This is a genomic window from Thermobifida fusca NBRC 14071 = JCM 3263, from assembly GCF_001592045.1.
Taxonomy (GTDB): Bacteria; Actinomycetota; Actinomycetes; order Streptosporangiales; family Streptosporangiaceae; genus Thermobifida; species Thermobifida fusca.
In genome coordinates this window covers 16,835-40,564 of sequence record NZ_BCWB01000033.1, presented here as the reverse complement: position 1 = coordinate 40,564, position 23,730 = coordinate 16,835, and the positions used below count along the sequence as shown (strand labels likewise).

Annotated in this window: 21 protein-coding genes and 2 tRNA genes; 12 read left to right on the top strand and 11 right to left on the bottom strand. The window is 67.3% G+C overall.

All coding sequences use genetic code 11. The annotated features are described in order from the left end of the window. Positions 1–104: 104 nt before the first annotated feature. The 3 genes from TF1_RS06745 (at position 105) to TF1_RS06735 (ending at position 2,082) form a co-directional block, all read left to right on the top strand. On the top strand, positions 105–590 hold the full coding sequence (locus tag TF1_RS06745; protein WP_011291008.1) for a GNAT family N-acetyltransferase: 486 nt from the start codon (positions 105–107) through the stop codon (positions 588–590). 266 nt (positions 591–856) lie between these two features. Further along, entirely contained in the window at positions 857–1,282 is a 426-nt protein-coding gene (locus TF1_RS06740) for an ATP-binding protein (RefSeq protein ID WP_011291007.1), read from the top strand. Further along, entirely contained in the window at positions 1,279–2,082 is an 804-nt protein-coding gene (locus TF1_RS06735) for an RNA polymerase sigma factor SigF (protein ID WP_011291006.1), read from the top strand. Before TF1_RS06740 ends, TF1_RS06735 begins: the two co-directional genes overlap by 4 nt. 44 nt (positions 2,083–2,126) lie before the next feature. Here the strand turns inward: TF1_RS06735 and TF1_RS06730 are convergent, their stop codons facing one another. Next, positions 2,127–2,528: a hypothetical protein gene (locus TF1_RS06730; protein ID WP_227480999.1), complete on the bottom strand. Its 402-nt coding sequence runs from the start codon at positions 2,526–2,528 to the stop codon at positions 2,127–2,129. A gap of 111 nt (positions 2,529–2,639) precedes the next feature. Here TF1_RS06730 and TF1_RS06725 point away from each other — a divergent pair, with 111 nt between their 5' ends. Both TF1_RS06725 and TF1_RS06720 read left to right on the top strand, forming a co-directional pair. Continuing rightward, positions 2,640–3,575, top strand: a complete 936-nt coding sequence (locus tag TF1_RS06725; protein ID WP_061783750.1) for a diacylglycerol/lipid kinase family protein — start codon at positions 2,640–2,642, stop codon at positions 3,573–3,575. A 344-nt stretch (positions 3,576–3,919) separates the two neighbouring features. Continuing rightward, positions 3,920–4,183, top strand: coding sequence for a WhiB family transcriptional regulator (locus TF1_RS06720; protein WP_011291003.1), 264 nt, complete (start codon positions 3,920–3,922; stop codon positions 4,181–4,183). A 14-nt stretch (positions 4,184–4,197) separates the two neighbouring features. Here the strand turns inward: TF1_RS06720 and TF1_RS06715 are convergent, their stop codons facing one another. Then, positions 4,198–5,763 (bottom strand): sensor histidine kinase, encoded by a 1,566-nt coding sequence (locus TF1_RS06715; RefSeq protein WP_011291002.1) that lies wholly within the window; start codon positions 5,761–5,763, stop codon positions 4,198–4,200. Positions 5,764–5,927: 164 nt separating this feature from the next. Between TF1_RS06715 and TF1_RS06710 the strand changes: the two genes are divergently transcribed. Both TF1_RS06710 and TF1_RS06705 read left to right on the top strand, forming a co-directional pair. Next, positions 5,928–6,674: a GntR family transcriptional regulator gene (locus tag TF1_RS06710; protein ID WP_011291001.1), complete on the top strand. Its 747-nt coding sequence runs from the start codon at positions 5,928–5,930 to the stop codon at positions 6,672–6,674. Between the two features lie 135 nt (positions 6,675–6,809). After that, on the top strand, positions 6,810–8,471 hold the full coding sequence (locus TF1_RS06705) for an acetolactate synthase (RefSeq protein WP_011291000.1): 1,662 nt from the start codon (positions 6,810–6,812) through the stop codon (positions 8,469–8,471). Between the two features lie 12 nt (positions 8,472–8,483). Here TF1_RS06705 and TF1_RS06700 read toward each other — a convergent pair whose 3' ends face one another. The 5 genes from TF1_RS06700 to TF1_RS06680 form a co-directional block, all read right to left on the bottom strand. After that, positions 8,484–8,870, bottom strand: a complete 387-nt coding sequence (locus TF1_RS06700) for a thioesterase family protein (RefSeq protein WP_011290999.1) — start codon at positions 8,868–8,870, stop codon at positions 8,484–8,486. Positions 8,871–9,030: 160 nt separating this feature from the next. Continuing rightward, entirely contained in the window at positions 9,031–10,353 is a 1,323-nt protein-coding gene (locus TF1_RS06695) for an HD-GYP domain-containing protein (RefSeq protein ID WP_011290998.1), read from the bottom strand. Beyond that, positions 10,350–11,705 carry an HD-GYP domain-containing protein gene (locus TF1_RS06690; protein WP_081430445.1) on the bottom strand — a complete coding sequence of 452 codons (1,356 nt, stop codon included), beginning with the start codon at positions 11,703–11,705 and terminating at the stop codon, positions 10,350–10,352. Before TF1_RS06690 ends, TF1_RS06695 begins: the two co-directional genes overlap by 4 nt. Before the next feature lie 784 nt (positions 11,706–12,489). Continuing rightward, on the bottom strand, positions 12,490–12,774 hold the full coding sequence (gene rsrA, locus TF1_RS06685) for a mycothiol system anti-sigma-R factor (protein ID WP_011290996.1): 285 nt from the start codon (positions 12,772–12,774) through the stop codon (positions 12,490–12,492). After that, on the bottom strand, positions 12,771–13,400 hold the full coding sequence (locus TF1_RS06680; protein WP_038043278.1) for a sigma-70 family RNA polymerase sigma factor: 630 nt from the start codon (positions 13,398–13,400) through the stop codon (positions 12,771–12,773). The genes rsrA and TF1_RS06680 overlap by 4 nt, the downstream gene beginning before the upstream one ends. Positions 13,401–13,846: 446 nt before the next feature. Here TF1_RS06680 and TF1_RS06675 point away from each other — a divergent pair, with 446 nt between their 5' ends. Further along, positions 13,847–14,704 (top strand): class I SAM-dependent methyltransferase, encoded by an 858-nt coding sequence (locus tag TF1_RS06675; protein ID WP_016188237.1) that lies wholly within the window; start codon positions 13,847–13,849, stop codon positions 14,702–14,704. 259 nt (positions 14,705–14,963) lie between these two features. On the opposite strand, the gene TF1_RS06670 is transcribed toward TF1_RS06675, so the two are convergent. Further along, positions 14,964–15,821, bottom strand: a complete 858-nt coding sequence (locus TF1_RS06670; protein ID WP_011290993.1) for an SOS response-associated peptidase — start codon at positions 15,819–15,821, stop codon at positions 14,964–14,966. A 166-nt stretch (positions 15,822–15,987) separates the two neighbouring features. Here TF1_RS06670 and TF1_RS06665 point away from each other — a divergent pair, with 166 nt between their 5' ends. From TF1_RS06665 to hisN, 4 genes are all read left to right on the top strand, one after another. Beyond that, positions 15,988–16,515, top strand: coding sequence for a DoxX family protein (locus tag TF1_RS06665; protein ID WP_016188235.1), 528 nt, complete (start codon positions 15,988–15,990; stop codon positions 16,513–16,515). A 231-nt stretch (positions 16,516–16,746) separates the two neighbouring features. Then, positions 16,747–18,021 carry a 3-phosphoshikimate 1-carboxyvinyltransferase gene (gene aroA / locus TF1_RS06660; RefSeq protein ID WP_011290991.1) on the top strand — a complete coding sequence of 425 codons (1,275 nt, stop codon included), beginning with the start codon at positions 16,747–16,749 and terminating at the stop codon, positions 18,019–18,021. Then, entirely contained in the window at positions 18,018–19,079 is a 1,062-nt protein-coding gene (gene rsgA, locus TF1_RS06655) for a ribosome small subunit-dependent GTPase A (RefSeq protein ID WP_011290990.1), read from the top strand. Before aroA ends, rsgA begins: the two co-directional genes overlap by 4 nt. A 66-nt stretch (positions 19,080–19,145) precedes the next feature. Next, the gene (gene hisN / locus TF1_RS06650; protein ID WP_011290989.1) at positions 19,146–19,952 is read left to right on the top strand and encodes a histidinol-phosphatase; all 807 of its coding nucleotides are present in this window, start codon (positions 19,146–19,148) and stop codon (positions 19,950–19,952) included. A gap of 100 nt (positions 19,953–20,052) precedes the next feature. Here the strand turns inward: hisN and TF1_RS06645 are convergent. The 3 genes from TF1_RS06645 to TF1_RS06635 form a co-directional block, all read right to left on the bottom strand. Continuing rightward, positions 20,053–20,126: transfer RNA gene (locus TF1_RS06645), tRNA-Met, on the bottom strand. Between the two features lie 263 nt (positions 20,127–20,389). Continuing rightward, positions 20,390–20,463: transfer RNA gene (locus TF1_RS06640), tRNA-Met, on the bottom strand. Positions 20,464–20,617: 154 nt separating this feature from the next. Then, the gene (locus TF1_RS06635) at positions 20,618–23,638 is read right to left on the bottom strand and encodes a UPF0182 family membrane protein (RefSeq protein ID WP_049754916.1); all 3,021 of its coding nucleotides are present in this window, start codon (positions 23,636–23,638) and stop codon (positions 20,618–20,620) included. Positions 23,639–23,730: the final 92 nt, after the last annotated feature.

The window sequence follows — 23,730 nt, the reverse complement described above, 5'->3', positions numbered from 1 at the left end:
CGTCGTGCGGGGTCCGCGCGGCCCGCGGCCGCCCTCCGCATCACCCCTGGTGCGGGGCCGCGTGGTCAGATCGTCCTTCCCGAGTATCCGCTGCGAGGTCTATTGTGATCCGTCCGGCCCGGCCTGACGACGTTCCCGTCATCACCGCGCTGGTCCGCGAACTAGCGGAGTATGAGAAGGAGCCCCAGTCCGCGACAGCCACCGAAGAGGACTTCGCTGCCGCGCTGTTCGGCCCGAACCCGGCGGTCTTCGCGCACGTCGCCGAGCACACCGCCGAGGACGGTTCCCCGATGGTCGTGGGCATGGCCCTGTGGTTCCTCAACTTCTCCACGTGGACCGGACGCCACGGCATCTACTTGGAAGACCTGTACGTACGCCCTGAGTTCCGGGGGCGCGGCTACGGCAAGGCGCTGCTGACCGAACTGGCGCGGATCTGCGTAGCCCGCGGCTACCGTCGGCTGGAGTGGTCGGTGCTCGACTGGAATACGCCCGCGATCGAGTTCTACAAGTCGCTTGGCGCGGTGCCGATGGACGGGTGGACGGTCTACCGGCTCACCGGGGAGGCGCTGACCGCCCTCGGCCAGCAGTGACCCAGCGGGAAGCACCCGGCAGGCTTCCGCTGTCTGCGGGGGGTTGCTGCCGCTGTCCCGGCCGCGCCCGGAGCAGCAATTCCCCCGCTCACGGACGTCCGGACACTGATATCGCAAAAATTTTCGCTTTCCCGTGCGGTTTCGGCAGTACCCTCCCGATTGTCACCGTCCGTGGTCGCCACAGATCAGTGTGCACCTGGCACGGACCAGGGGGGAACAAGATAGATTGCTTACAAGCGGCAATCTCGCTTCCCTTAAGGAGGGACGTGACCAACGACACCGCTGTACCGACGGCGGACGCCATGGGTGTAAGAGACACGGTGACCGTCCGCATGCCCGCGGACAGCGCCTATCTCTCCGTGCTCCGCACAGCCACGGCTGGACTCGCCGCCCGCCTCGATTTCACCCTGGATGAGATCGAGGACTTGCGCATCGGTGTGGATGAGGCGTGCGCGATGCTCCTCACCCAGGCGCTACCCGGTACAGATCTGACCACGGAGTTCGAACTCACCGGGGACGGGATGCGCATCAGTGTCTCGGTGCTCACCTCAGACGGGCGACTACCGGCACGCGACACGTTCGCGTGGACCGTACTCTCGGCGCTGGCCGGTGACGTGGACGCTGTCGTCGGTTCTGATGACCGAGTATCGATCGTCCTGTACAAGCGCCGCAACCCGGTGGAGTCGGTGTGAGTGAAAGGGGGCCCGCTCTGACGGCGCAAACAGAACACTCGACGCCTGACCGGGCCCGTGCGCGGGAGCTATTCGAACGTCTGGGAGAACTCGACCCAGACTCGCCGGAGCGCCAGCGCATCCGGGATGAACTCGTCGAACTGCACCTCCCTCTCGTGGAGTACCTCGCCCGGCGATTCCGTAATCGGGGTGAGTGGCTCGACGATCTCACCCAGGTGGCCACGATCGGGCTCATCAAGTCCATCGACCGTTTCGACCTGAGCCGCGGGGTGGAGTTTTCCACCTACGCCACTCCCACTATTGTCGGCGAGATCAAGCGGCACTTCCGGGACAAGGGGTGGGCGGTACGGGTTCCGCGCCGTCTCCAGGAGCTCAAGCTCTCGCTGACCAAGGCCGTCAGCGAACTGTCCCAGCGGCACGGCCGGGCGCCCACGGTTGCCGAGCTCGCCGAGTACCTCAAGATGTCCGAGGAAGAGGTGCTCGAAGGGTTGGAGTCGGCCAACGCCTACTCCACGGTCTCGCTCGACGCGCCAGACAACGGTGATGAGGACGCTCCCGCGGTCGCTGACTCGTTGGGGATCATGGACGAGTCCCTCGAGGGCGTGGAGTACCGGGAGTCCCTCAAGCCGCTCCTGGAGCGTCTGCCGCCGCGGGAGAAGAAGATCCTGCTCCTCCGCTTCTTCGGCAACATGACCCAGTCGCAGATCGCCGCGGAGCTCGGCATCTCGCAGATGCACGTGTCCCGGTTGCTGGCGCGCACCCTCGCCCAGCTACGTCAGGCGCTCACCGCTGACGACTGACCTTGCCTACGACCTACCCGCGTCACCGCGGTGACGCGGGTTCGTCATCTCTGCTTCTTCGCCGCGCCCTCCGGGGGGAAGAGCGTGGCGGTCGTCGGCGGGGCGAGCACGAAGAGCAGGGTGAGGACCGCAAACGCCCCCAGCCCGAGGCTCAGGTGGACTTGGTCGCTGGTCCACAGGTAGTAGGCGATCACCAGTGCGAAGAGCTGGGTGAGCACGATGGGGGTGCGCGCCCACTCCTTGAGGTGGAACAGGCCCCAGGCGACATAGCAGAGCGCAGCGCTGCCGCCGAAGGCGAACACGGCGAGAGGGAGCGCGAAGTTCACGTCGGTCGCGTTGCCGAGCAGTGTGTTGACCAGGACGTAGCCGCCGAGGATGAACAGCAGCACTCCGAGGAGTCCTTCGCACACTGCCGCGAGGAGAAGGGTGATCGGTCGTCGAGACACGGCTTCACTGTAACCTGCCTCTTTGGTCCCCTGTTCTGCGGGACCTTCGGCGCGCAGCACCGGTCTCCGGTCCACTACCGTGCTGGACGGCAGGGTCAATAGACTGGCGGCGTGCGCGCGTTGTTCATCGGGAATCCTCAGGCCACAACGGCTACCCCCCGCTCGCGCGACGTCATTGTCCGTGCGCTCGCCAGCGACATGGCGGTGGACACGGTGTTGACGGAGTATCGGGGCCATGCGCGGGAACTGGTGCAGCGGGCCGCTGAAGAGGGCTATGACCTGGTGGTCAGCTTCGGCGGTGACGGGACCGTGAACGAGGTGGTCAACGGGATTCTCGCGCTTCCTGCGAAGCAGCGCCCGCTCTACGCTGCCTTGCCTGGGGGCAGCGCGAACGTGTTCGTCCGTGCCCTGGGCCTTCCCGCCAACCCCGTGGAGGCCACCGGCGCGGTCTTGGAGGCGCTGCACAGCGGGTCACGCCGCACGGTGAATCTGGGGCACATCGACGGACCGGATGACGGACGCTACTTCACGTTCTGTGCGGGGTTCGGCTGGGACGCGGAGGTGGTCCATGAGGTGGAGCGGCAGCGGCAGCGCGGGCGACGGGCCACCCCCGCCCTGTACACCGCCATCGCGTTGAGCCTGTTCCTGCGCGGAGGGATGGGCGGGGATCCTTCGCTGAGCGTGGAGGTGCCGGGGCGTCCTCCGGTGCGGAACCTGTTTTTCGTGCTGGTGACGAATACGACGCCGTGGACGTATGCGGGGCCGTCGCCGGTGCAGCCGACTCCTCGGTCGCGTTTCGAATTGGACCTGGACGTGTTCGCGTTGACCAGGGTGGACACGATCACGACCGCCAACGTGCTGCGGATGATGTTCTCCGCGAAAGGGGTGCCGCCGCGGGGCCGCGGCTACCGCACCTGGCACAACTGCGCAGAGTTCACAATCCGGTCACAACACCCCAGACCATTCCAAATCGACGGAGAATACCTCGGACACCGACAACAGGTCAATTTCCGATCGGTTCCGAAGGCGTTACGAATCGTAGCTTAAGGCGACATAAAAGCCCAGTTCAGGGCACTTGTGACGTACGCGACACCCTTGATCGCGCTTTAGTGCTCCATCTCTCTTGAAAGCTTCTCTTAACCCTGCCACGCTCAAAGTACCGCCGCACGTTACGGGCGTGTTAACCGTTGGTGCCCAGGCCCGGCTGTCGTGTTTCAGGGATGTCCGCGCCCAGCGACTGCCGGAACCAACGGCAGCCGCCCGTGTGGGGCGCACGAAGAAGGTAGCGGGACCCGTCCAATACGCCACTTGCGACGGATCCGAGCACCCTACTTCGTGAAGTATTTCACAAGTCCGACGCCCCGACCGCCTCACCGTGAGGAGTGACCCGCATGGACTGGCGCCACCACGCTGCCTGCCGTGACGAAGACCCCGAGCTCTTCTTCCCCATCGGCAATTCTGGCCCGGCACTGATTCAGATTGAAGAAGCCAAGGAAGTATGCCGTCGCTGCTCCGTAAGCACCGCCTGCCTTGAGTGGGCCTTGGAAACCGGCCAGGACGGCGGTGTCTGGGGCGGCATGAGCGAGGACGAGCGCCGCGCGCTCAAGCGCCGCCGCGCCCTGCGTCCCGCTGCCCGGTTGAGCACCGCGGTCTGATCTGCCCCCTTGTCTCAGTTGTAGTACTGCACTTCATGGTCTACCGGCAGATCCAACAGGACCTTGGTGCCGCCGCCCTCTTGGGGAGTCATTTCCATCCGGCCCGCGAGTTCGCCCGTCACCAGGGTCCGAACGATCTGCAGTCCAAGGCTACTACTGGTTTCCAGGTCGAAGTCCGCGGGTAGCCCCGTTCCGTTGTCGACGACTTCGATGATGAGTCGTCCGGTACTTCGACGACCGTCGTCTGGTCCCGGCGCTGGCGCCTGACGGCGTACCCGCACCTCGATAGTGCCGGGACCATACTCCAACCCGTGCTCGACCGCGTTCTGCACCAGTTCTGCCAAGACCATGGAGAGCGGGGTCGCCACCAGCGCGGACAGCATGCCGAAGTTACCGACCCGGCGCAGCCCCACAACCGCCTTGTCGGTGGACGACACCTCCGCCGCCATTTCGATCACCCGGTCGGCGATGTCGTCGAAGTCCACCGTCTCGTCCGGGGTGTGGGAGAGCATCTCGTGCACGATCGCGATGGAGCCGACCCGGCGCACCGCCTCCTCGAGCGCTGCCCGCCCTTCCGGGTTCTGCAGCCGTCGGGCCTGAAGCCGCAGCAGGGCCGCAACCGTCTGCAGGTTGTTCTTCACCCGGTGGTGGATCTCGCGGATCGTCGCGTCCTTGGTCATCAGTTCGCGTTCCCGGCGCCGCAGCTCGGTCACGTCCCGCACCATGACCAGGGCTCCGATCCGCTCCCCGCCGACGATCAGCGGGATGGCGCGCAGCTGCACGGTGGTGCCGCGGGCCTCCACTTCGGCTTCGAGCGGGACCCGGCCGCCCGCAGTCCAGCTCAAGGACTCGTCCCGAGGGTCGGGATCGTCTGCCAGTTCCACGGTGGTCCGGGCCAGCGACGTGCCGACGAGGTCGGTGGCGAGCCCGAGGCGGCGGTAGGCGGACAGGGCGTTGGGGCTGGCGTAGATGACCCGGCCCTCACGGTCCAGGCGGAGCAGGCCGTCCCCGACCCGGGGTGAGCGGACCATGAGCGGGCCCTGGTCGCTGAACGGGAAGCTGCCCTCAGCGATCATCTGCGCGAGGTCGCTCGCGCTCTGCAGATAGGTGAGTTCGAGACGGCTGGGAGTCCGCGCGGCGCTGAGGTTGGTGCTCCGCTGGATCACCGCCACCATGGTCCCCTCCCGGCGCACCGGGATCGTCTCTTCCCGGACCGGGACTCCGCCTGACCAGTCCGGGTCGCCTTCCCGGCAGACCCGGCCCTCCCGCCAGGCCCGGTCGATCAGCGCACGCTTGCTCCGCATCGGAGGGGGCACGGGGTCCTCCTCGCCCGGAGTAGCGGGCGCGTCGTACAGGATCGTCTCCACCAGGTCGTCCTGGTATGCGGTCGGACCGGTGGTCGGCCGCATCTGGGCGACTGCGATCCACCCGTTGTCTTCGCGCAGCCGCGTCCACAGCAGCAGGTCTGCGAACGACAGGTCAGCGAGCAACTGCCAGTCGGAAACCAGGGCGTGGAGCCACTCCAGGTCTGCGGTGCTGAGCGCCGTATACCGTCGGATGAGATCGCTGAGGTGAGGCACTCACAAATCATCCCATGAGTGAGGGCATACTCAAGAGGTGCACTTTTCTACCATTGGACTAGACCAGTCGCCGCTGTTGGGGCGGCCCGGCGCAGTGCCGGACCGCCGGCACTGCGAAGATGCGTCCAATGGCGAACTGGCGGGGAGTGGTGGAGGAAAACAACGTGACGGGTCAACGAACTGTTGAGGACAGTCCCCGGGTTCCGAAGTACTACCAGGTCAAAAAACAGCTGTTGCAGTTGATCGAGACGATGCCCGCGGGCAACCCGGTCCCCCCGGAGCGGACGCTGGCGACCCAATTCGGCACGTCCCGCACGACGGTGCGACAGGCGCTCAGCGAAATGGTGGTGGAGGGACGGCTGCTGCGCATCCAGGGCAAGGGCACCTTTGTCGCCAAGCCGAAGGTGACCCAGGTCCTGCAGTTGACCAGCTACACCCAGGAGATGCGTTCGCACGGCCTCCAGCCAGACACCCGGATTCTCGACGTGGGCTACATCAACGCGGATGAGGAGCTGGCCGGGCTGCTGGCGATCCGGCTCGGCGGCCGGGTACTGCGCATCGAACGACTGCGGCTGGCCAACGGCGAGCCGATGGCTGTGGAAACCGCGCACCTGCCCGCACGCCGGTTTCCCGGGCTACGCCGCCGCCTGGACCGGCATGCTTCGCTCTACGAAGCGCTGGCGACCGTCTACAACGTGCACCTCGCGGAAGCGGAAGCGACTATCGAGACGGTGCTGGCTACCCCGAAAGAAGCGCAGTTGCTCGGCGTGGACGTCGGCCTGCCGCTGGTCCTGCACTGCCAGCACAGTTTTGACGACGAGGGCAATCCAGTGGAGTGGGTACGGTCGCTCTATCGCGGCGACCGGTACAAGTTCGTCACCCGGCTCCGCCCGCCGAAGGAGCGGACGTAGGGGCCTGACCCGCACTTCCCCATGGACCGGCACGTGTGAACCACCTCACCCACTCGTGCTACTCGTTGGTAATTTAGTGGGTGGGGCGGCTCCCCCTGCCCTAACCAGCGATACAACCAAGGAGCGTGACGGCCCATGGGCTCCCCCTCGTTCTCCGGGAAACTCACCGGCCACGGCGGCAACCACGCCGTGGAGGTCGCCCGCCACCACGGCGTAGACACCCTCTTCACGCTCTCCGGCGGGCACATCTTCCCGATCTACGACGGTGCGGTCAAAGCTGACCCTCCGATGCGCCTGCTCGACGTCCGCCACGAGCAGACCGCGGTCTTCGCGGCCGAAGCCGTCGGCAAACTCACGCGGCGGGCTGGCTGGGCGGCCCTCACCGCCGGCCCAGGGGTGACCAACGGGGTGAGCGGCATAGCCACCGCGCACTTCAACGGCTCCCCCCTGGTGGTCGTCGGCGGCCGGGCGCCCGACAACCGCTGGGGGCAGGGCCTCCTGCAAGAACTGGACCAGTCCCCGCTGTTCACCACCATCACCAAACGCGCGTGGACGGTCCACGACACCGCCCAGATCGGCCCCGCGCTCGACGAGGCGTTCACCCTCGCCAACACGGCGCACCGGGGCCCGGTGTTCCTGGACATCCCGATGGACCGCCTCTACGACCAGGCCGAGATCACCGTCACCGGACAGGCCGCTGCGGAAGACCGCTCCCCCGACCCTGACGCGGTGGCCGCGGTAGCCCGACTGCTCAGCGAAGCAGAACGGCCGGTCCTGGTGTACGGCTCTGACGTGTGGCTGGACCACGCCGAGCAGGCCGCCTTGGAGGCAGCCGAGGAGTTGGGCGTCCCGGTCGTCACCAACGGCCAGGGCCGCGGTGTGCTCCCCGCCGGCCACCCGCTGCTGGCCACCCGGGCCCGCGGGCTCGCCTTGGGCCGCGCTGACCTGGTCATCGTCGTAGGCACCCCGCTGGACTTCCGGCTCAACCACGGCCTGTTCGGCGGCCGTGACGGCGCTCCCCTGGCCCGGACCGTGCACATCACCGACTCGCCCGCACAGCTCGCCACGCACCTCACCTTGGCGGGAGCGGTCTCCGGCGACCTGTCGGCCATCCTGCGCGCCCTCGCCGAGCAGGCGAAGCCCAAGCGCGAGGTCGCCCAGTGGCGGACAGAAGTGGCCGAAGCCGCTGCGGCGACCGCGGCCAAAGACCGCGAAGTCCTCGACAGCGACGCCTCCCCGATCCACCCTGCACGGATCTACGGGGAGCTCAACCGGATCCTCGACGACGACGCGGTCGTGATCGGCGACGGCGGCGACTTCGTCTCCTACGCGGGCAAGTACATCCAGCCGCGCCGCCCCGGCAACTGGCTGGACCCGGGACCGTTCGGCTGCCTGGGCACCGGCATGGGGTATGCGATCGCCGCCCGACTGGTCCGCCCCTCCTCCCAGGTGGTGGCGCTGTTCGGCGACGGGGCGCTGGGCTTCTCGCTCGCGGACGTGGACACTCTCGTCCGGCACAACCTGCCCGTGGTCATGGTGTGCGGCAACAACGGCATCTGGGGCCTGGAGAAAGCGCCGATGCAACTGGTCTACGGCTACGACGTGCTCGCCGACCTGGCGCCGCAGACCCGCTACGACCAGGTGGTGACCGCGCTGGGCGGCGGCGGGGAGCTCGTCACCGACCCCGCGGAGATCGGTCCGGCGCTGCGTCGGGCCTTCGACTCCGGCGTGCCCTATCTCGTCAACATCGTCACCGACCCGGAGAACGTCTACCCGCGCAAGACCATGGGGGTCTAGGCCCCGCCGGAGTCACTCCCCGGGGCGCAGCCCGGACAGGAAGCGCTCCCGGGGAACCACGACCCGTTCCACGGTTCCCACGGCCACCTGCCGGCCCTCCTGGGTGACGGAGACCTCGAAGACCAGCCGTCTCCCTTCGGCCCGGACCAGGCGGGCCGTGGCCACCACCTGCGCTCCCACCGGGGTGGGAGCGGTGTGCTTGAGGTGCACCTCGGCCCCCACCGACGTGTGGCCGGCCTCGAGGCGGCCGTCGAGTGCGGCGACCGTGGCGGCTTCGGCCAGCGCCAGCACGCGCGGAGTGCCCAAGACGGGGACGTCTCCACTGCCCAGTGCCTCGGCGGTGTCCGCCGTGGTGACCGTCAGTTCCGCGGTACCGGTGAGTCCGGGGTCGATCGCCATGGCCTGCCTTTCTCGTGGTCTGTTGCCGTCCCTGCCGGTAGGGCTCGGCTTCGGCGCTGAGGATAGTGCTTCCCGCAGCGGCCCGCCCTGGGCACCCCGCTCCCGTCGGATCAGCGGGGCGAGGCTGCTTCCCAGCCCGCCTTGTCTGGGCGGCGGGCTGTCAGCCGGACCGCCAGTCGAAGTCTGGACGTTGCAGCACCGTTGCCAGCGCTTCCACCACCACCGGGTCGTATTCGTGCCCGGTGTCCATGCGCAGCCGCTGCAGCACCGCGTCGACACGCTCCTGGTCGGTAGAACCTCCGACCAGGTCGTCGAACGCGTTGGCTACTTTGATGATCCGGCTGCCCAGCGGGGGCGGTCCAGCCTCGCCGTCGCCGAGGTAGGGCTCGCACTGGCGGCGCACCAGCTCCGCTACACCGTCGAGCACCCCGGTCTCCCGGATGATCGCCGCGCCTAGTTCGGCGATGCTGCGCTGTTCCCGGGGGGAAGCCAGCACGGTGGCGCCGCTGGGGATGGGGTCGCGGAGGGACAGCTGACCGATGTCGTGCATGAGCGCCGCATACTCCAGCTCCAGCAGCGTGGACTCCGACATGCCCAGCTCGCGGCCGATCCCCTGCGCCAGCCGGCTGACCCGGCGGGAGTGCCCGGCCTCCACGTAGCCGCCGACCTCGGTCACCCGGGACAGGGCCCGCACCGTCTGCAGGTAGGTGCGTCGGATCTGCGCGAACCTCCGGAAAGCCACCTGGGTGACGAGCAGCGGGGCCGTGAACACCAGCAAGGTGGTCAACCCCATGACGTGGACGGAGAGCGCCATCAGGATGGCCGAGGCTCCCACGGCCATACCGATGGCGACCTGGGCGCGCATCTCGTCGCGCAGGGTGACCCCGAAGCGGGTCCGCATCCGGTCGGCACGGATCGCCGCGGCGGCCACCGAGTCGGCCAGCCACACCACCACCACGATCGCGGCCATGAGGAGCAGGCTCAGCCACCACAGCGGACCGTCCAGGTCGATGTGCCCGATAAGGGGCCGGAACAGCAGGGTGGTCACCGCGATGTTGAGGAACCTGCGGGCGAGGTCGCCCCACTGAGGGTGGCGGCCCACCAGGATGTGCGGCAGCTCGCCCAAGCCCATGCCGACCGCGACCACCGCGACGACCTGCGGACTCGGCAGCGAGACCGGGTCGCCGATGATGGTGAAGAGGAAGGCGTACGACATGGCGGAGGCGGTGGCGATAGGCGCGGCTTCCCGGCCTCCGGGCAGGGTGATCCGTGCGAACTCACCGAGCGCGACCAGCACCCCGAAAGCCAGGGCGACCCGCGGCTGCTCGAAACCGCTCACCGCAGTCCACAGCAGGGAGACCGCTGTGCTGACCAGTGCCGCTCCGATCAGCAGCGGCCGGGTCCAGCCGACCGCCCGCCACTGTCTGCCATGGCGGGCACGCTGGGGGATGTGCGACGCGACGGTCGGCGCGCTGTTCATCATCCGGTTGTCTCTTCCACGACTCCGACCGTGAGGTTAGTGTCGGTCTGAGTATCACCGTCTGCGGCGGTTTGCGCAGCCCCTGTCGGGACTGTTTCAGGGGCGGCTTCGGAGGCGCCGACCGGCTGGGCGGTGCAGGGTTCGCACGCGTCCTCGACCGGCTCGACCAGGTCGGGAACCTCCCAGCCTTCGCGTTCCACGGCGCGGACCAGTGCCTCCACCATCCGGGGGTCGAACTGGGTGCCGGCGCACCGGCGCAGCTCTGCGATGGCGGCTTCCGTGCTCCACGCCTTCCGGTACGAGCGGGTGGACGTCAAACAGTCGAAGACGTCGGCCACCGAGACCAGTCGGGCCGCCTCGGGGATGTCCTCGCCCGCCAGGCCTTTGGGGTAGCCTCCGCCGTCTATGCGTTCATGGTGGTGCAGGATGCCGGCGAGCGCCTCGTCGAGGAAGTCGATCTCGCGCACGATCTCGTAGCCGCGCATGGGGTGCAATTGGATCGCCGCGTACTCCTCCTCGGTGAGTTTTCCGGCCTTCTGCAGGATTTTGGTGGGGACGCCGAGTTTGCCGATGTCGTGGAGCATGCCTGCGTAGCGCATCGTCTGGACGCGCTCGGCCGACATGCCGAGCTCCTCCGCGATCATGGCGGCGGCCTTCGCCACGCGCATGCAGTGTCCGCGGGTGTAGTAGTCCTTCGTCTCCACGGCCTGGCAGAGCGTGGCCAGGGTGGCTTCATGGGCGCGCTGTTGGAAGACGTACTGGTCGAACGCCCAGCGGGCGATGAACAACGGGAGCAGGACGAGGAGCACGGCGAAGGGGCCGACCGCTCCCCAGATCGCGGCGATGAACAGGCCGAGCATGGCGTAGCCGATCGAGGAGAGCTCCAGGGTGGCCAGCGGCCGCCACCGCATGTGGCGGGGGCGCTTCAGCCGCAGCTCCCCCAGCGACCACATCAGCCCGGCCATCAGCAGGGTGTTGCATAGCGAGAACGTCAGTACCGCACCGGTGAAGGGCAGGAGGATCCACGGGAACATCTCCGGTTCCGGGACGCCCATCCTTCCGCCCAGCAGTTGGAACACTGTTCCCGAGGCGTATCCGGCGATGACGAACTGTGCTCCGTTGAAGAGCCGCTTGACGAGGTTCTGTCTTCGGATGACCAGCCCTGAGGCGATACCGACGATGGCGGCGCCCACCGGCCCCACCAGGACAACAGCGGCAAGCGAGGCCGCCGAGGCCGGCGAAATCCCCGTCTTGCCGCTGTCGACCATCGTGGCAATGGATTCCGCGATCACGAACAGGATCGCGAGAAGCAGGAGGGTTCCTAGGTCAACCTCGGTGATAGGTCCGAGGAACACTCCCAGGAGTATGGCGGTGGCGGCACCGAGCGCGACAAGACCCACGTACAACCGCGCAGCCACGGGTAGGGCACGCAATTCCCGCTCCTTCTCGTCGTTCTGCAGCCGACCATTCCGCCATGGTTGCAGAGATCCGGATCTACCACCAGGTCCATCCGGTAACCGTGGTAACAAACATGGCTAGGGCAGCCAAGTGCATCATGACACCGTTGAACAACCAGAACATACCTATCCCCGCCTTTCTCGTTCCCCCATGCTTTCGCACTGTAAAAGAAGGCATGAAATTTCCTGCCTGAAGGGGATGTGGCGGCCAGTTTAACGCTAATCACGGCGCGATACATTCAATCATCACGAACTCATCCCCTTCGACAGCAGAGAAGCGCGTTTCTTTTCCAAAATGCGGAATTACTAATCTGATTAGTAATTCGCAATGTAACTCTCTGCAATCACAGAGAGGCCGAAAACAAGCGAACCAAACTCCCTCCAGTACGCCATCCCGGCACGCCGACTACTCCCAGCACCACCATGGACAATCACTATGAGTAATCAAATGTAACTTTTAGGTCAAAGATCATTGGATCGTTTGCGCCACGCCTCAGCACCCTCAAGCAAAGAGAGAAAACACGCTCCGCAACATCGGACAATATCCCCCAAAATGGTCATCAACGGAGCCATTGCAGAAATCACCACAAAGCAGCCATAAAATAACAAAAGCTGGGGGGTCACACGGAATTTCCGTGTGACCCCCCAGCTTTTCTTCCCGTCACTCCGGAAAGATCAGCGATCATTCAGCCACGGCTTCCCGCCCTCTCATGGCAGCCCGAGCCTGAGCCAACTGCTCCATCAGCCGGGCCCGCAACTGGGCCGGCGCCGGATCGCACCCGCAGCACTTGGCCACGATCTTCTTCACCGCCTCCTCCAGGCCGTACTCGCGCAGGCAGGGGGCGCACTCGTCCAAATGCCGCCGGATCTCAGCGCAATTGGCCTCCTCGAGCTCACCGTCAAGATAGGCGTAGACCTTGTCTAGCACCTCGCTGCACGGAGTGGCGTACGGTTCCTCACCGCTCATCGCTGGTCCTTCCCACCATTCACCGCGCCCACGGACTCCCTCTCCGCAACAGAGAGGAAACCGCGCTCCAACGCGTACTCCTCCAACAAAGAGCGCAGTTGACGTCTGCCACGATGCAGTCGGGACATCACGGTGCCGATTGGAGTGTCCATGATCTCAGCGGCCTCCTTGTAGGCGAAGCCCTCGACATCCACGAGGTAGACCGCGATACGGAAATCCTCCGGCAACTCCTGCAGCGCCCGTTTGACATCGGTGTCCGGGAGGTGCTCTAGTGCCTCGGCCTCAGCAGACTTCAGGCCACTGGAGGTATGGGAGGCCGCCCGGGCAAGCTGCCAGTCCTCAATGTCCTCCGTACCGGCCTGCCGCGGCTCGCGCTGCTTCTTGCGGTAGGAGTTGATGAAGGTGTTGGTGAGGATCCGGTAGAGCCACGCCTTGAGGTTCGTCCCCTCCTTGAACTGGTGGAACGATCCGAAGGCTTTGGTGAACGTCTCCTGGACGAGGTCCTCCGCGTCCGTCGGATTGCGGGTCATCCGCAACGCCGCCGAGTACAACTGGTCCAGGAGCGGCATGGCGTCTCGCTCGAACCGAGCCGCCCGGTCCTCAATGGTCTCCTGACTCTGACTCAACCCCGTCGGCCTCCTTGCACGGTTCTCCCCGGTGGCAACCGCAACCTCACCATATGGCTGGAGCGGTTCGAACCGCACACGTGCCATCCCCGTCGCAGTCACGGACCGCTCCCGGAGCAGGGTTCCCACGGAGGCCGGCATCAACCACTCCCACTGTGTGCCCTACCTCGCTCATGCAGATAGGGACGTTTCCCGATCACATGAATAGGAACAACATCAACGACGGACTGATTCCTGAACAGTTGCGGTCCACCCGAGAGCCCGCAACCGCAACGCAATCTCCAGGAATCTCCCGTTGTGAGCTGCATTGACGGATACATCGTGCGAAAGTGGGGTTAGTCCCCAGACGACGTCCGCCACGGTCCGCTCAGCGGGCCAGCCCGGAAAGCAGGGCGCGGTCGCCTGGGGTCGGGCACCCATGCCCACCGGACAGGAGAGGAGTGTGCGTGCGTCTCACCGGTTCCGCACCCCAGCCTGCGACATCGCCGCTGCCAGCCGACTCCCCGGCAGACCGGAGTATCTCCCGACTCACCGCGAGCCATCTCGTCACGGCTGGCTCTCCATCGGCTTACTGGAGGTTCTACTGGGCGGTCGCCGCCGCCCAGCTCTCCCGCTGGCTGCCCCGAGAACCAGGACGTCTCCTCGACCTTTCCGGCCCCGGGTATCGGGCCACGTCACGTGCGGTCGCTGCCGGGCACGACGTTCTCGTCCTGCTCCCCACGGCAGACTCCACCCCAAAACGGACCCTGTCCCTCGTCAACGGCCATGCCCCGGTCCGTTCCGAGCGCCGTCCCGGACGGCTGAGCCAGGTCGTGGGAGACACCGCTCTCCTGTCCGGCGTGGCCTCCGCGGTCTTCGACGGCGTCATCGCCGACAACCGGATGCTCTCCCACCAGCTCGCCACCGAGGCGTGCCTGGCGGAGATTGCGCGGGTCCTGCGTCCGGGAGGCCGCGTCCTGCTGTGCGTGGACTCGGTCGTGCTCGGCATGTCGGTCCTCGCGGAACAGGACTGCTGGCCCGAACTCAGCTACGCGCCCAACGCCGACGTCCTCCTCGTCCCCTGGCCGGACGGCACCATCACCCGGTGCTTCACCAGTGAACAGCTCCGGGAACTCCTCACCGAGGCCGGACTGGACGTCGAATGGATCAGGCCCCGCACCGTCCTGTCGGCGTCCACCGTGGAGAAAGTGCTCGCCGAGCGTCCCCGGGCCCTGAACCGGCTGGTGGAAATGGAGCTGAAAGCTGCAGAGTCCGGGGAGGACGTCAGCATGCACCTGGTGGCCAGCGCCCGCAAACCCGAGTGAGTGCCGCGCCGTAGCCGGTTCCGGTCTACCGCTGAAAGACCGGAACCGGCCGCGCGTTCCGCCTGAGGCGGCACCCGGATACCGGTTCCGTACCTGGGTGCACCAGTGCCCGGCGCCACTTCTTCAGGCGTGGGCAACCCTACTGGTCCTCTGCACGGGATTCCACCGTTTCCACGCCGCCGAAAGCATTCCGTGGCCACGGTTTCCACAGCTCACCACGGAAGGAAAAATCCTGGTAAAAAGCTCACCAAGACCAGGTTCAGAACAGCGTCTCCGAAGTTCCTTCGGATTCCGCGGACACCGGAACGAGCAGGTGCGGACCGTTGTTCCGCACCGCGTTCACCTCGGTTCCCACCGGGTAGACCGTGAAATCCTCCACCGGTGTGGCGTCAAGCACAGACAGCAAGTCATCCCGGTCTGCCTCCGGGTCTAGCCACGTGGCCCAGTCCTCCTCCCCCACGACCACCGGCATCCGCTCGTGGATGTGGGCGAGCTCCGGTGCAGCCTCGGTCGTGATGATCGCGAAACTCCACAGCCACGCGGCCGGGTCTTCTTCGGGGACGGCCGGGTCCCGCCACCGCTCGAAGATGCCTGCCAGGGCGAGCGGCCGGTCGTCGGCGTAGCGGACCGCGAACGGGCGTTTGCGGGTCTTCGCTTTACGCGACCGGTGCTCCGGGTCGGTCACCGGGGACGTGCCCGGCTGGGCTTCGCCGGAGGTATGCAGCAACTGCCATTCGTAGTAGGCGTCGGCCGGCAGCAGGCAGCGGCGGCGCGCAAACGCGGCGCGGAACGCCGGCCGGTCCGTCACCGTCTCCGCACGGGCGTTGATCATCCGGTAGCCGACGTTGCTGTCCTTCGCCCACGACGGCACCAGCCCCCACCGCAGTGTGACGAGATGACGGGGCCCGGCCGCCCCGGAGACCGGCTCGCCCGGGGCACGGCCGAGTACCGCATAGGCGTGCTTGCCGGGGGCGATGTTGTAGTCGGGGGCGAGCTCCTCCCGCGGCGGCCAACGCCGGGCTTCGTCCGCGCCGGGCGCGTCGACCTCCGACTCAGGCAGGCCGAAAACCCGCCGGATCTCTTCTTTTTTGCGTCCCAACGCGTACCGACCGCACATACTCCCAGCTTAGGGCTGGCCGGTGACATTGGGTCAAAACCCAGGCAATCTCTGTCATGACCCGGCGATTGGATGCGGATGTTCCCGACAGAGGCGGGTAGAGCGGTATCCACCACCCCGGTGGGCATTCCAGGATCCTGTCCTGCCCCTGTCAAGGAGAGACATCGTGGGAATACTACGCACCCAGGCCCGACGCCTCCTCGGCGTCCCGTTCGTCATGGACGGAGTCAGCGTCCTGCGCGACCCGACCCCGCGGGCCCAGCAGCTCGCGCCGCTCATCCGCAACCTGGCCCTGCGCTACCCGAGCGTGCCGAACGCCCCGGAGGCCCTGGCCCGTCTCCACGGCATCATCGGCGTACTCGGCGGCGCGCTCCTGTGCTTCGGCCGCGCGCCCCGCACCGCCTGCGCGCTGCTGGCAGTGCAGTCGGTGCCGACCGTGCTCACCGAGCTGCGGACCTTCCGCGAAGGGCGCCCCGACGACCTCGGCGGGCACCGGGCTGCCACGGCTAAAGACCTCAGCCTGCTGGGGGCGCTCGTCCTGTCGGCCACCGAACCGAAACGGAAACGGTGTTCCCGCAAGCACCGCCAGCAGACCACCGGAATGGTCCAGCACCTCCGCGCCATGCCTCAGCGCCCGCGCGGCCGCAGACAGGCCAGTCCGCTTCCCGTGCCGATCCCGCGTCCGCGGCGCTGACCCTCGGCTGTGCCGCACGGGGCGCCTCCCGCTGCTGGCCGGACGGGACCTGACTGCCCGGCCAGCAGGGGCCTGGCCAGGACCCGTCCGGTGAGGAGCTGTGGGACGGGCAGCCAACGCCCCTCGCCGGCGGCATGCCGCTCGCGGCCCCGCGGGCACGGCAACGTTCCGTATCCGCAGCGTGACGTCCGCGTTTCCCCGGCACACCGTATTCCTGGATACCCTTCAAGCATGGCTGAAACCGCGTCGCACTGGCCTGCCCCGACCGTGTCCCGTCCTGTGGACGCCACGGTCAGCCTGCCCGGCTCCAAATCGATGACCAACCGCGCGCTGATCCTGGCCGCGCTGTCGGAGACTCCCAGCGTGGTGCGCGCCCCCCTGTACAGCCGCGACACCACGTTGATGGTGGGCGCGCTGCGGGCGCTCGGTATCGGCGTGCACGAAGCAGACGGGGACTGGGAGGTGACTCCGACACCGCCGCAGGGCCCCGCAGCCATCGACGTGGGCAACGCCGGGACAGTGATGCGGTTCGTGCCGCCGCTGGCCGCCATGGCCCGTGGCGAGGTGTCCTTCGACGGCGACCCGCGCGCCCGGGAGCGGCCCGTCGGTCCCCTCCTCGCCGCGCTGCGCACCCTGGGCGCGGAGATCGACGACGGGGGTCGCGGCGCCCTTCCCATGGTGATCCGCGGCCGAGGTGAACTCCCCGGCGGTACGGTCACCCTGGACGCTTCCGGCTCGTCCCAGTTCGTCTCCGCCCTCCTGCTCAGCGGAGCCCGGTTCAGCAAGGGCGTGGAGGTGCGGCACGTGGGGCCCCCGGTTCCTTCCCAGCCCCACCTGAACATGACCGTGCAGATGCTGCGCGACGCCGGGGTGGAAGTGGACACGGACACCCCCGACGTGTGGCGGGTCGCGCCGGGACCGATCCGGGTCACCGAGATCACGGTCGAACCCGACCTGTCCAATGCTGCCCCTTTCCTGGCTGCCGCCCTGGTCACCGGTGGGCGGGTCACGGTCCGCGGCTGGCCGCGGCACACCACCCAGCCGGGGGACGCATTGCGCACCCTGTTCGCCGAGATGGGCGGCCGTGTCGAGTTCACCGACGAAGGGCTGACCCTGCACGGCACCGGGGAAATCCGTGGACTCACCGCTGACCTGCGCGACGTCGGAGAGCTCACCCCGACCATCGCGGCCGTGGCCGCACTCGCGTCCACCCCGTCCCGTCTCACCGGTATCGCGCACCTCCGCAGGCACGAAACCGACCGGATCGCAGCGTTGGTCCGCGAGATCAACCGCCTAGGCGGGGACGCAGAAGAGCTTCCCGACGGGCTAGTCATCCGCCCGCGCCCCCTGCACGGCGGTGTCTTCCACTCCTACGACGACCACCGGATGGCCACTTCCGGGGCGGTCATCGGACTCGTGGTGCCTGGAGTGGAGGTGGAAAACATCGCTACGACAGGCAAGACCCTTCCGGACTTTCCCCGTCTGTGGAGCGAGGTTCTCTCTTGAGAGACGGCCGCTATCTCGACATCGACGAGGACGACGTCCGGGTACGCGCCCGCGGAGGCTCCCGGCCGCGTACCCGGAAACGCCCCAAGCACGAGAACGCGCGACTGGGATTCGTGACCGCGGTGAACCGCGGCCGCTACCAGTGCCTGGTCGGCGACCTCTCCGTGGTGGCGATGAAGGCCCGCGAACTCGGTCGGGGCAGCATTGTCGTCGGCGACATCGTCGCCCTGGTCGGTGACCTTTCCGGACGGCCGGGCACCCTGGCCCGGATCGTCCGGGTAGAGAAGCGCTCCTCTGTCCTGCGCCGGACCGCTGACGATACGGACCCGGTGGAGCGGGTCATTGTCGCCAACGCGGACCAGATGGTCATCGTGACAGCCCTGGCCGACCCGGACCCGCAGCCGCGGTTCATCGACCGCTGCCTGGTGGCGGCCTATGAGGCCGGGCTGGATCCGCTGCTGTGCCTCACCAAGTCCGATCTGGCTTCCCCCGATGCCCTGCTGGACATTTATGCTCCCCTCGGGCTGCGCTGGGTGGTGACCCGCCGGGACGGCGACCTCTCTGCGCTGCGCGAACAGCTCATGGGGCGGATCAGCGTGCTCGTCGGCCCCTCAGGGGTGGGGAAGTCGACTCTGGTGAACCTGCTCGTGCCGGAGGCGCGTCGCGCGGTCGGCGACGTCAACGTGGTCACGGGTCGGGGACGGCACACGTCGACGTCGGCGGTGGCGCTCCCCATCGGCGCTCCGGCGAGCGCCGAAAGCGTGGAGCGACTGCACGCGGCGCGGGAAGGCCGCATCGACCGCAGTGAACTGGACTACGGCTGGATCATCGACACGCCGGGGGTGCGCAGCTTCGGGCTGGCACACGTCACCCCGGACGACCTGCTCGCGGCCTTCCCCGACCTGGACGACGCCGTGGCTGACTGCCCGGACCACTGCTCCCATCTGGGCGACGGCTGCGCCCTCGATGAATGGCTGGCTCGGGGAGAGCTCAACCCGGCCCGGGTCACCTCGTTCCGCCGCCTGCTCGCCAGCCGCGAAGGCGAGCTTGAACGCTGAGTTCCCGCCGCGCCACGCGGAGCGAACATAGCCTCCACTCAGGAAAGAACGGTAGCGTTACCGGCCATGGCGGCCTTTGATGATGACCTGCGTCTCGCGCATGTGCTCGCTGACGCGGCAGACGACATCTCCCTGCGGCTTTTCCGCTCCCTCGACCTCAAGGTCGACACTAAGCCCGACCTGACGCCGGTCACCGAAGCCGACCGTGCGGTGGAGGAGACGGTGCGCTCCATCCTCTCCCGGGCCCGGCCCCGGGACGCCGTTGTCGGGGAGGAGTACGGCACGAGCGGGAACAGCGCCCGTCGCTGGGTGGTGGACCCGATTGACGGCACCAAGAACTATGTGCGGGGCGTGCCCGTGTGGGCCACGCTGATTGCGCTGCTGGAAGGCGACCAGCCCGTGGTGGGTGTGGTGTCGGCGCCCGCGCTGAACCGCCGCTGGTGGGCGTCGAAGGGCGGTGGCGCGTGGAGCGGCCGCAGCCTCGCCAAGGCCACGCGCTGCCGGGTATCTGCCGTGTCCCGTTTGGAGGACGCTTCCCTGTCCTTCTCTTCGCTGACCGGTTGGGAAGAGCAGGGGCGCCTCGACTATTTCCTGGACCTGACCCGCTCCGTGTGGCGGACGCGCGCCTACGGCGACTTCTGGTCCCACGTGATGGTCGCGGAAGGCGCCGTGGACTTGTCGATGGAACCGGAGCTGTCGCTGTGGGACGCGGCCCCGCTGCCGCTCATCCTGGAGGAGGCGGGCGGTCGGGCCACGAGCCTGAACGGCGGCCCGTTCACCGACGGAGGAGCGCTGGTGTGCAGCAACGGGCTGCTGCACGATGCCGTGCTCACCCAGCTCAACGGCGGCCCCATTCCGCTGCGCCGGACGTGAGCCCGCAGCCGCAGCAGGGTTCAGACAGCGGCGGCACTGGTGAGGGGCCCCAGAAACGCGTGAGGCCAACTGTGTTTCCACAGTTGGCCTCATGGCGTAGTAGCGGGGACAGGATTTGAACCTGCGACCTCTGGGTTATGAGCCCAGCGAGCTACCGAACTGCTCCACCCCGCGTCGGTCTGTTCTTAACCCTAGACACGGTTGCTAGGGAAAGCAAATCAGAATCCCGGTGTCATCGGTCTGCGACGACCGCGCGCCGGGGCCTTGGGTTCCGGCTGCGGCATCCCCTGCCGTGCTGACCCCTTCCGGCTGGGGGACGTGCGACCGGTGTGGCCCGGGCCCACTGCCGTGTCCTGCCCACGGACCCGGTAGGTGGACCCGGAAACGCCGTGGTCCCCACACTCGGTGGGGACCACGGCTATGCCTAGCGCATCTAGTAGCGGGGGCAGGATTTGAACCTGCGACCTCTGGGTTATGAGCCCAGCGAGCTACCGAACTGCTCCACCCCGCGTCGCTGTCGCTTTACAGGCTAGCGTGATCTCCCAGCAGCGCCAAATCGGCGCCGTGCCGTCTGTGTCACACCGCTTTCTGCTGTCGTTGATGACAACAGCCGGGGTGCCGCACGTATTCCCGCGGCACCCCGGCTTCAGCAGCGCGGCAGCCGGCTACTCGTCCTTCTCCTCGTTGCTTCCGGATGCGGCCTTCGCGCGGTCGAGGGCCTCCTTCAACCGCTCGTTGGCCTCGCCGTAGGCGGCGAAGTCGCCTTCCCGCAGCGCTGCCTGACCCTCTTCGTACGCTTCCGCGGCGTCCTCCAGCGCCTGGGCGAGGTCGCTGCTCGCCTGCGGCTGCTCCTCTTCCTCCCGGGCCTCTCCGTCTGTGGTGGGCTCCTCCAAGGGGGCCTCGTCCCCGTCGAAGAGGTTGTTCAGCGCCTCCTGGAGGTTGCTGCCGATAGCGACCTGGTCGCCGAAGCCGACCAGGACCTGCTGCAGCAGCGGATAGGAGGCGTCGCTGCCCCCGGCCTGCACGTAGAGCGGTTCCACATAGAGCAGACCGCCAGCGAAAGGCAAGGTGAGCAGGTTGCCGTAGGTGACCTGGGCCGAGCTCTGCTCCAAGGGGAGCAGCACTTCACGCACCTCAGCCGAGGACTGGAAGGTGTTCTGGATCTGCCCCGGCCCTTGGACCGCGGTGCTCCGCGGCAGCTCCAGGATGCGCATCTGGCCGTAGTCCTCCGACGACGCGTCGCTGTTCACGGCCATGAACGCCGCCAGGTTCTCCCGGCCCCGGGGCACGAAGGTCGACGTCAGCGAGTACGTCGGCGTGTCGTCGCCCGGGAAGCGGATGGTCTGGCGGTAGGGCGGCTCCGGGTTGTTGCCCGCCTGCGGCTTCGGGTCGTTGGGCACGGTCCAGAAGTCCTGGCCGCCGTAGAAGGCGTCGGCGTTGGTGATGTGGTAGCGCTCCAGGATCTCCCGCTGCACCTTGTACAGGTCGTCCGGGTAGCGCAGGTGGGACAGCAGCGTGTCGCTGATCTCGTCCTTGCTGGTGACCACTCCAGGGAACGCCTTGGACCAGGTCTGCAGGACCGGGTCTTCCTCGTCCCAGCCGTACAGGGTCACGGTCCCGTCGTAGGCGTCCACGGTGGCCTTGACCGAGTTGCGGATGTAGTTCACCCGGTTGCCCGGCAGCGCGTTGACCGCCGTGGTGCTCTCGGTGAAGGTGTCCGTCGTGGCTTGGGCCAGGTCGATCGGCGTGGAGTAGGGGTACCGGTCCGAAGTGGTGTAGGCGTCGACGATCCACACGATCCGGCCGTCCACCACCGCCGGGTACGCCTTGCCGTCCACGGTGAGGAAAGGAGCGACCTTCTCCACCCGCTCAGCAGGGTCGCGGACGTAGATGATCTGCGACTCGTTGCTGATCGCGTTGTTGAGGAGGATGTTGATCTCCTGGTACTTGAGCGCGTACATGAGCTTGTCGAAGAAGCTCTTGAGCTGCACGCCGCCTTTACCGTCGTAGTAGTTGTTGGCCTGGCCGCTGCCCTGGCCGGACTGCTCCTCCTCAGTGCCCTGGGCGTCCTCCCCGCCGTCCTGGCCTTCCTGGTCCTGCTGCTCTTGCGCGGAGCCTTCCTCGCGGCTGTCGGCAGGTGCTGGAGCTTCGTCCGCCTCCGGCGACGGGGAAGGGGTCGGAACGACCGCGTCTTCGGTGGTGGGAACCTCCGGCGTGTCGGGGTCCACCGGGTAGTCGTACTCGGCTTCGGCGTTGACGATCACGTACTCGGCGCCTTCGCGGCCGAAGTAGATGCGCGGCTCGTAGCCCTCCCCCACCTGGGACAGTTCACCGGTCGGCGGAATGTTGTACTCCAGGAACACTGGACGCCCCTCGGAGTCCACCTGGTTGCCCGCGGCGGCGACCATGCCGAAACCGTGGGTGTAGACCAGGTGGCGGGTCAGCCACCGGTCCTCCTGGCTGGGGGGACCGTCGAGTTCCCGGGCTGCCACGATCGTGTCCACCGTCTCGCCGTCCGAGGTGGTGTACCGGTCGACCTCCAGGACCTGGGGGAACTGGTAGAAGCCGCGGACCTGCTGGAGCTGCTGGAAAGTCTGCGAGACCACGGCCGGGTCCACCAGGCGCACGCTGGGAATGGTCTCGGCCTCCGCTGCCAGCTCCGCGGTGGTCAGCTCGGTCTGCGCGTCGTAGTCGATCACCTCGGCGCCGTCGATACCGTACGCGGCCCGGGTGGCCTCGATGTTGCGCTGGATGTAGGGCCGTTCCAGCCGCTGCTCGTTGGGGGAGACGGTGACCTGCTGGACGATCGCCGGGTAGACCCCGCCGATGAGGATCGCCGAGAGCACCATCAATCCCAGGCTGACCAGCGGCACCCTGGCGTTCTTGAAGTAGATGTTGGCGAAGAACAGCACCGCGCACACCAGCGCGATGAAGAACAGGATGATCTTGGCGTACAGGACCGCGTTGACGTCGGTGTAGGACGCGCCGAAGGTGTAGCCGCGGTTAGAGAAGACCAGCCCGTACTGCTCCAGCCAGTAGTCGGCAGCCCGCAGCAGCAGGAAGACGCCCAGCAGGACGGACAGGTGCACGCGCGCTGCCGGGGTGACGCGCTGCCCTTGGGCTTGCAGCCGCACCCCGCCGTACAGGTAGTGCACCACCACACCCGCGATGAACGCGATGACCACGGCCGTGTACAGGTAGCCGATGATCACCTGGAGGAACGGGTACGTGAAGGTGTAGAACGAGATGTCCAGCCCGAACTGGGCGTCTTGGGCTCCGAACTTCGTGGCGTTGGCGAACTGCAGGAAAGTCTGCCACTCCGCGGTCGCAGAGGCCCCGGTGAGCAGTGCAAGCCCGCCGACAAGCCCCCAGAAGAAGACTTTGCGGTGAGGGTCGATAGAGGACCGGTAGCGGTCAAGCCCTTGCTGTTCCAGGCTGAACGGCCGGTAGGCGGGTCTGGTCCGGTAAGCGAAGTAGACGCTGAGGCCGACGGCGAGGGCCATCAGCAGCGCTCCCCCGGCAAAAAGCAGTGCCCGGGTGCGCAGCTCCGTCCAGAAGACCGTGGTGTAGCCGACCGAACCGAACCACCGGTACTCGGTCCAGAAATTCGCGGCGAACATGATGCCCGCGATGATGACGACCACGGCTGCGCCGACCGGCGCGAGCAACCGGGACCGTCGGGGCATGCGCGCAGTGGGCGCGCCTGGCGATCGGAAGCTCACGCCTCCCCCTCGTTCCTACTGGCTATCGTGGCACGGGTCCCCGGACACGGCAGGGG

Coding starts and splice junctions, on each gene's coding strand:
- TF1_RS06720 (WP_011291003.1), top strand. CDS start 3,920: ATGGACTGGCGCCACCACGCTGCCTGCCGTGACGAAGACCCCGAGCTC.
- TF1_RS06705 (WP_011291000.1), top strand. CDS start 6,810: ATGGGCTCCCCCTCGTTCTCCGGGAAACTCACCGGCCACGGCGGCAAC.
- TF1_RS06700 (WP_011290999.1), bottom strand. CDS start 8,870: ATGGCGATCGACCCCGGACTCACCGGTACCGCGGAACTGACGGTCACC.
- TF1_RS06695 (WP_011290998.1), bottom strand. CDS start 10,353: ATGATGAACAGCGCGCCGACCGTCGCGTCGCACATCCCCCAGCGTGCC.
- rsrA (WP_011290996.1), bottom strand. CDS start 12,774: ATGAGCGGTGAGGAACCGTACGCCACTCCGTGCAGCGAGGTGCTAGAC.
- TF1_RS06670 (WP_011290993.1), bottom strand. CDS start 15,821: ATGTGCGGTCGGTACGCGTTGGGACGCAAAAAAGAAGAGATCCGGCGG.
- aroA (WP_011290991.1), top strand. CDS start 16,747: ATGGCTGAAACCGCGTCGCACTGGCCTGCCCCGACCGTGTCCCGTCCT.
- hisN (WP_011290989.1), top strand. CDS start 19,146: ATGGCGGCCTTTGATGATGACCTGCGTCTCGCGCATGTGCTCGCTGAC.
- TF1_RS06635 (WP_049754916.1), bottom strand. CDS start 23,638: ATGCCCCGACGGTCCCGGTTGCTCGCGCCGGTCGGCGCAGCCGTGGTC.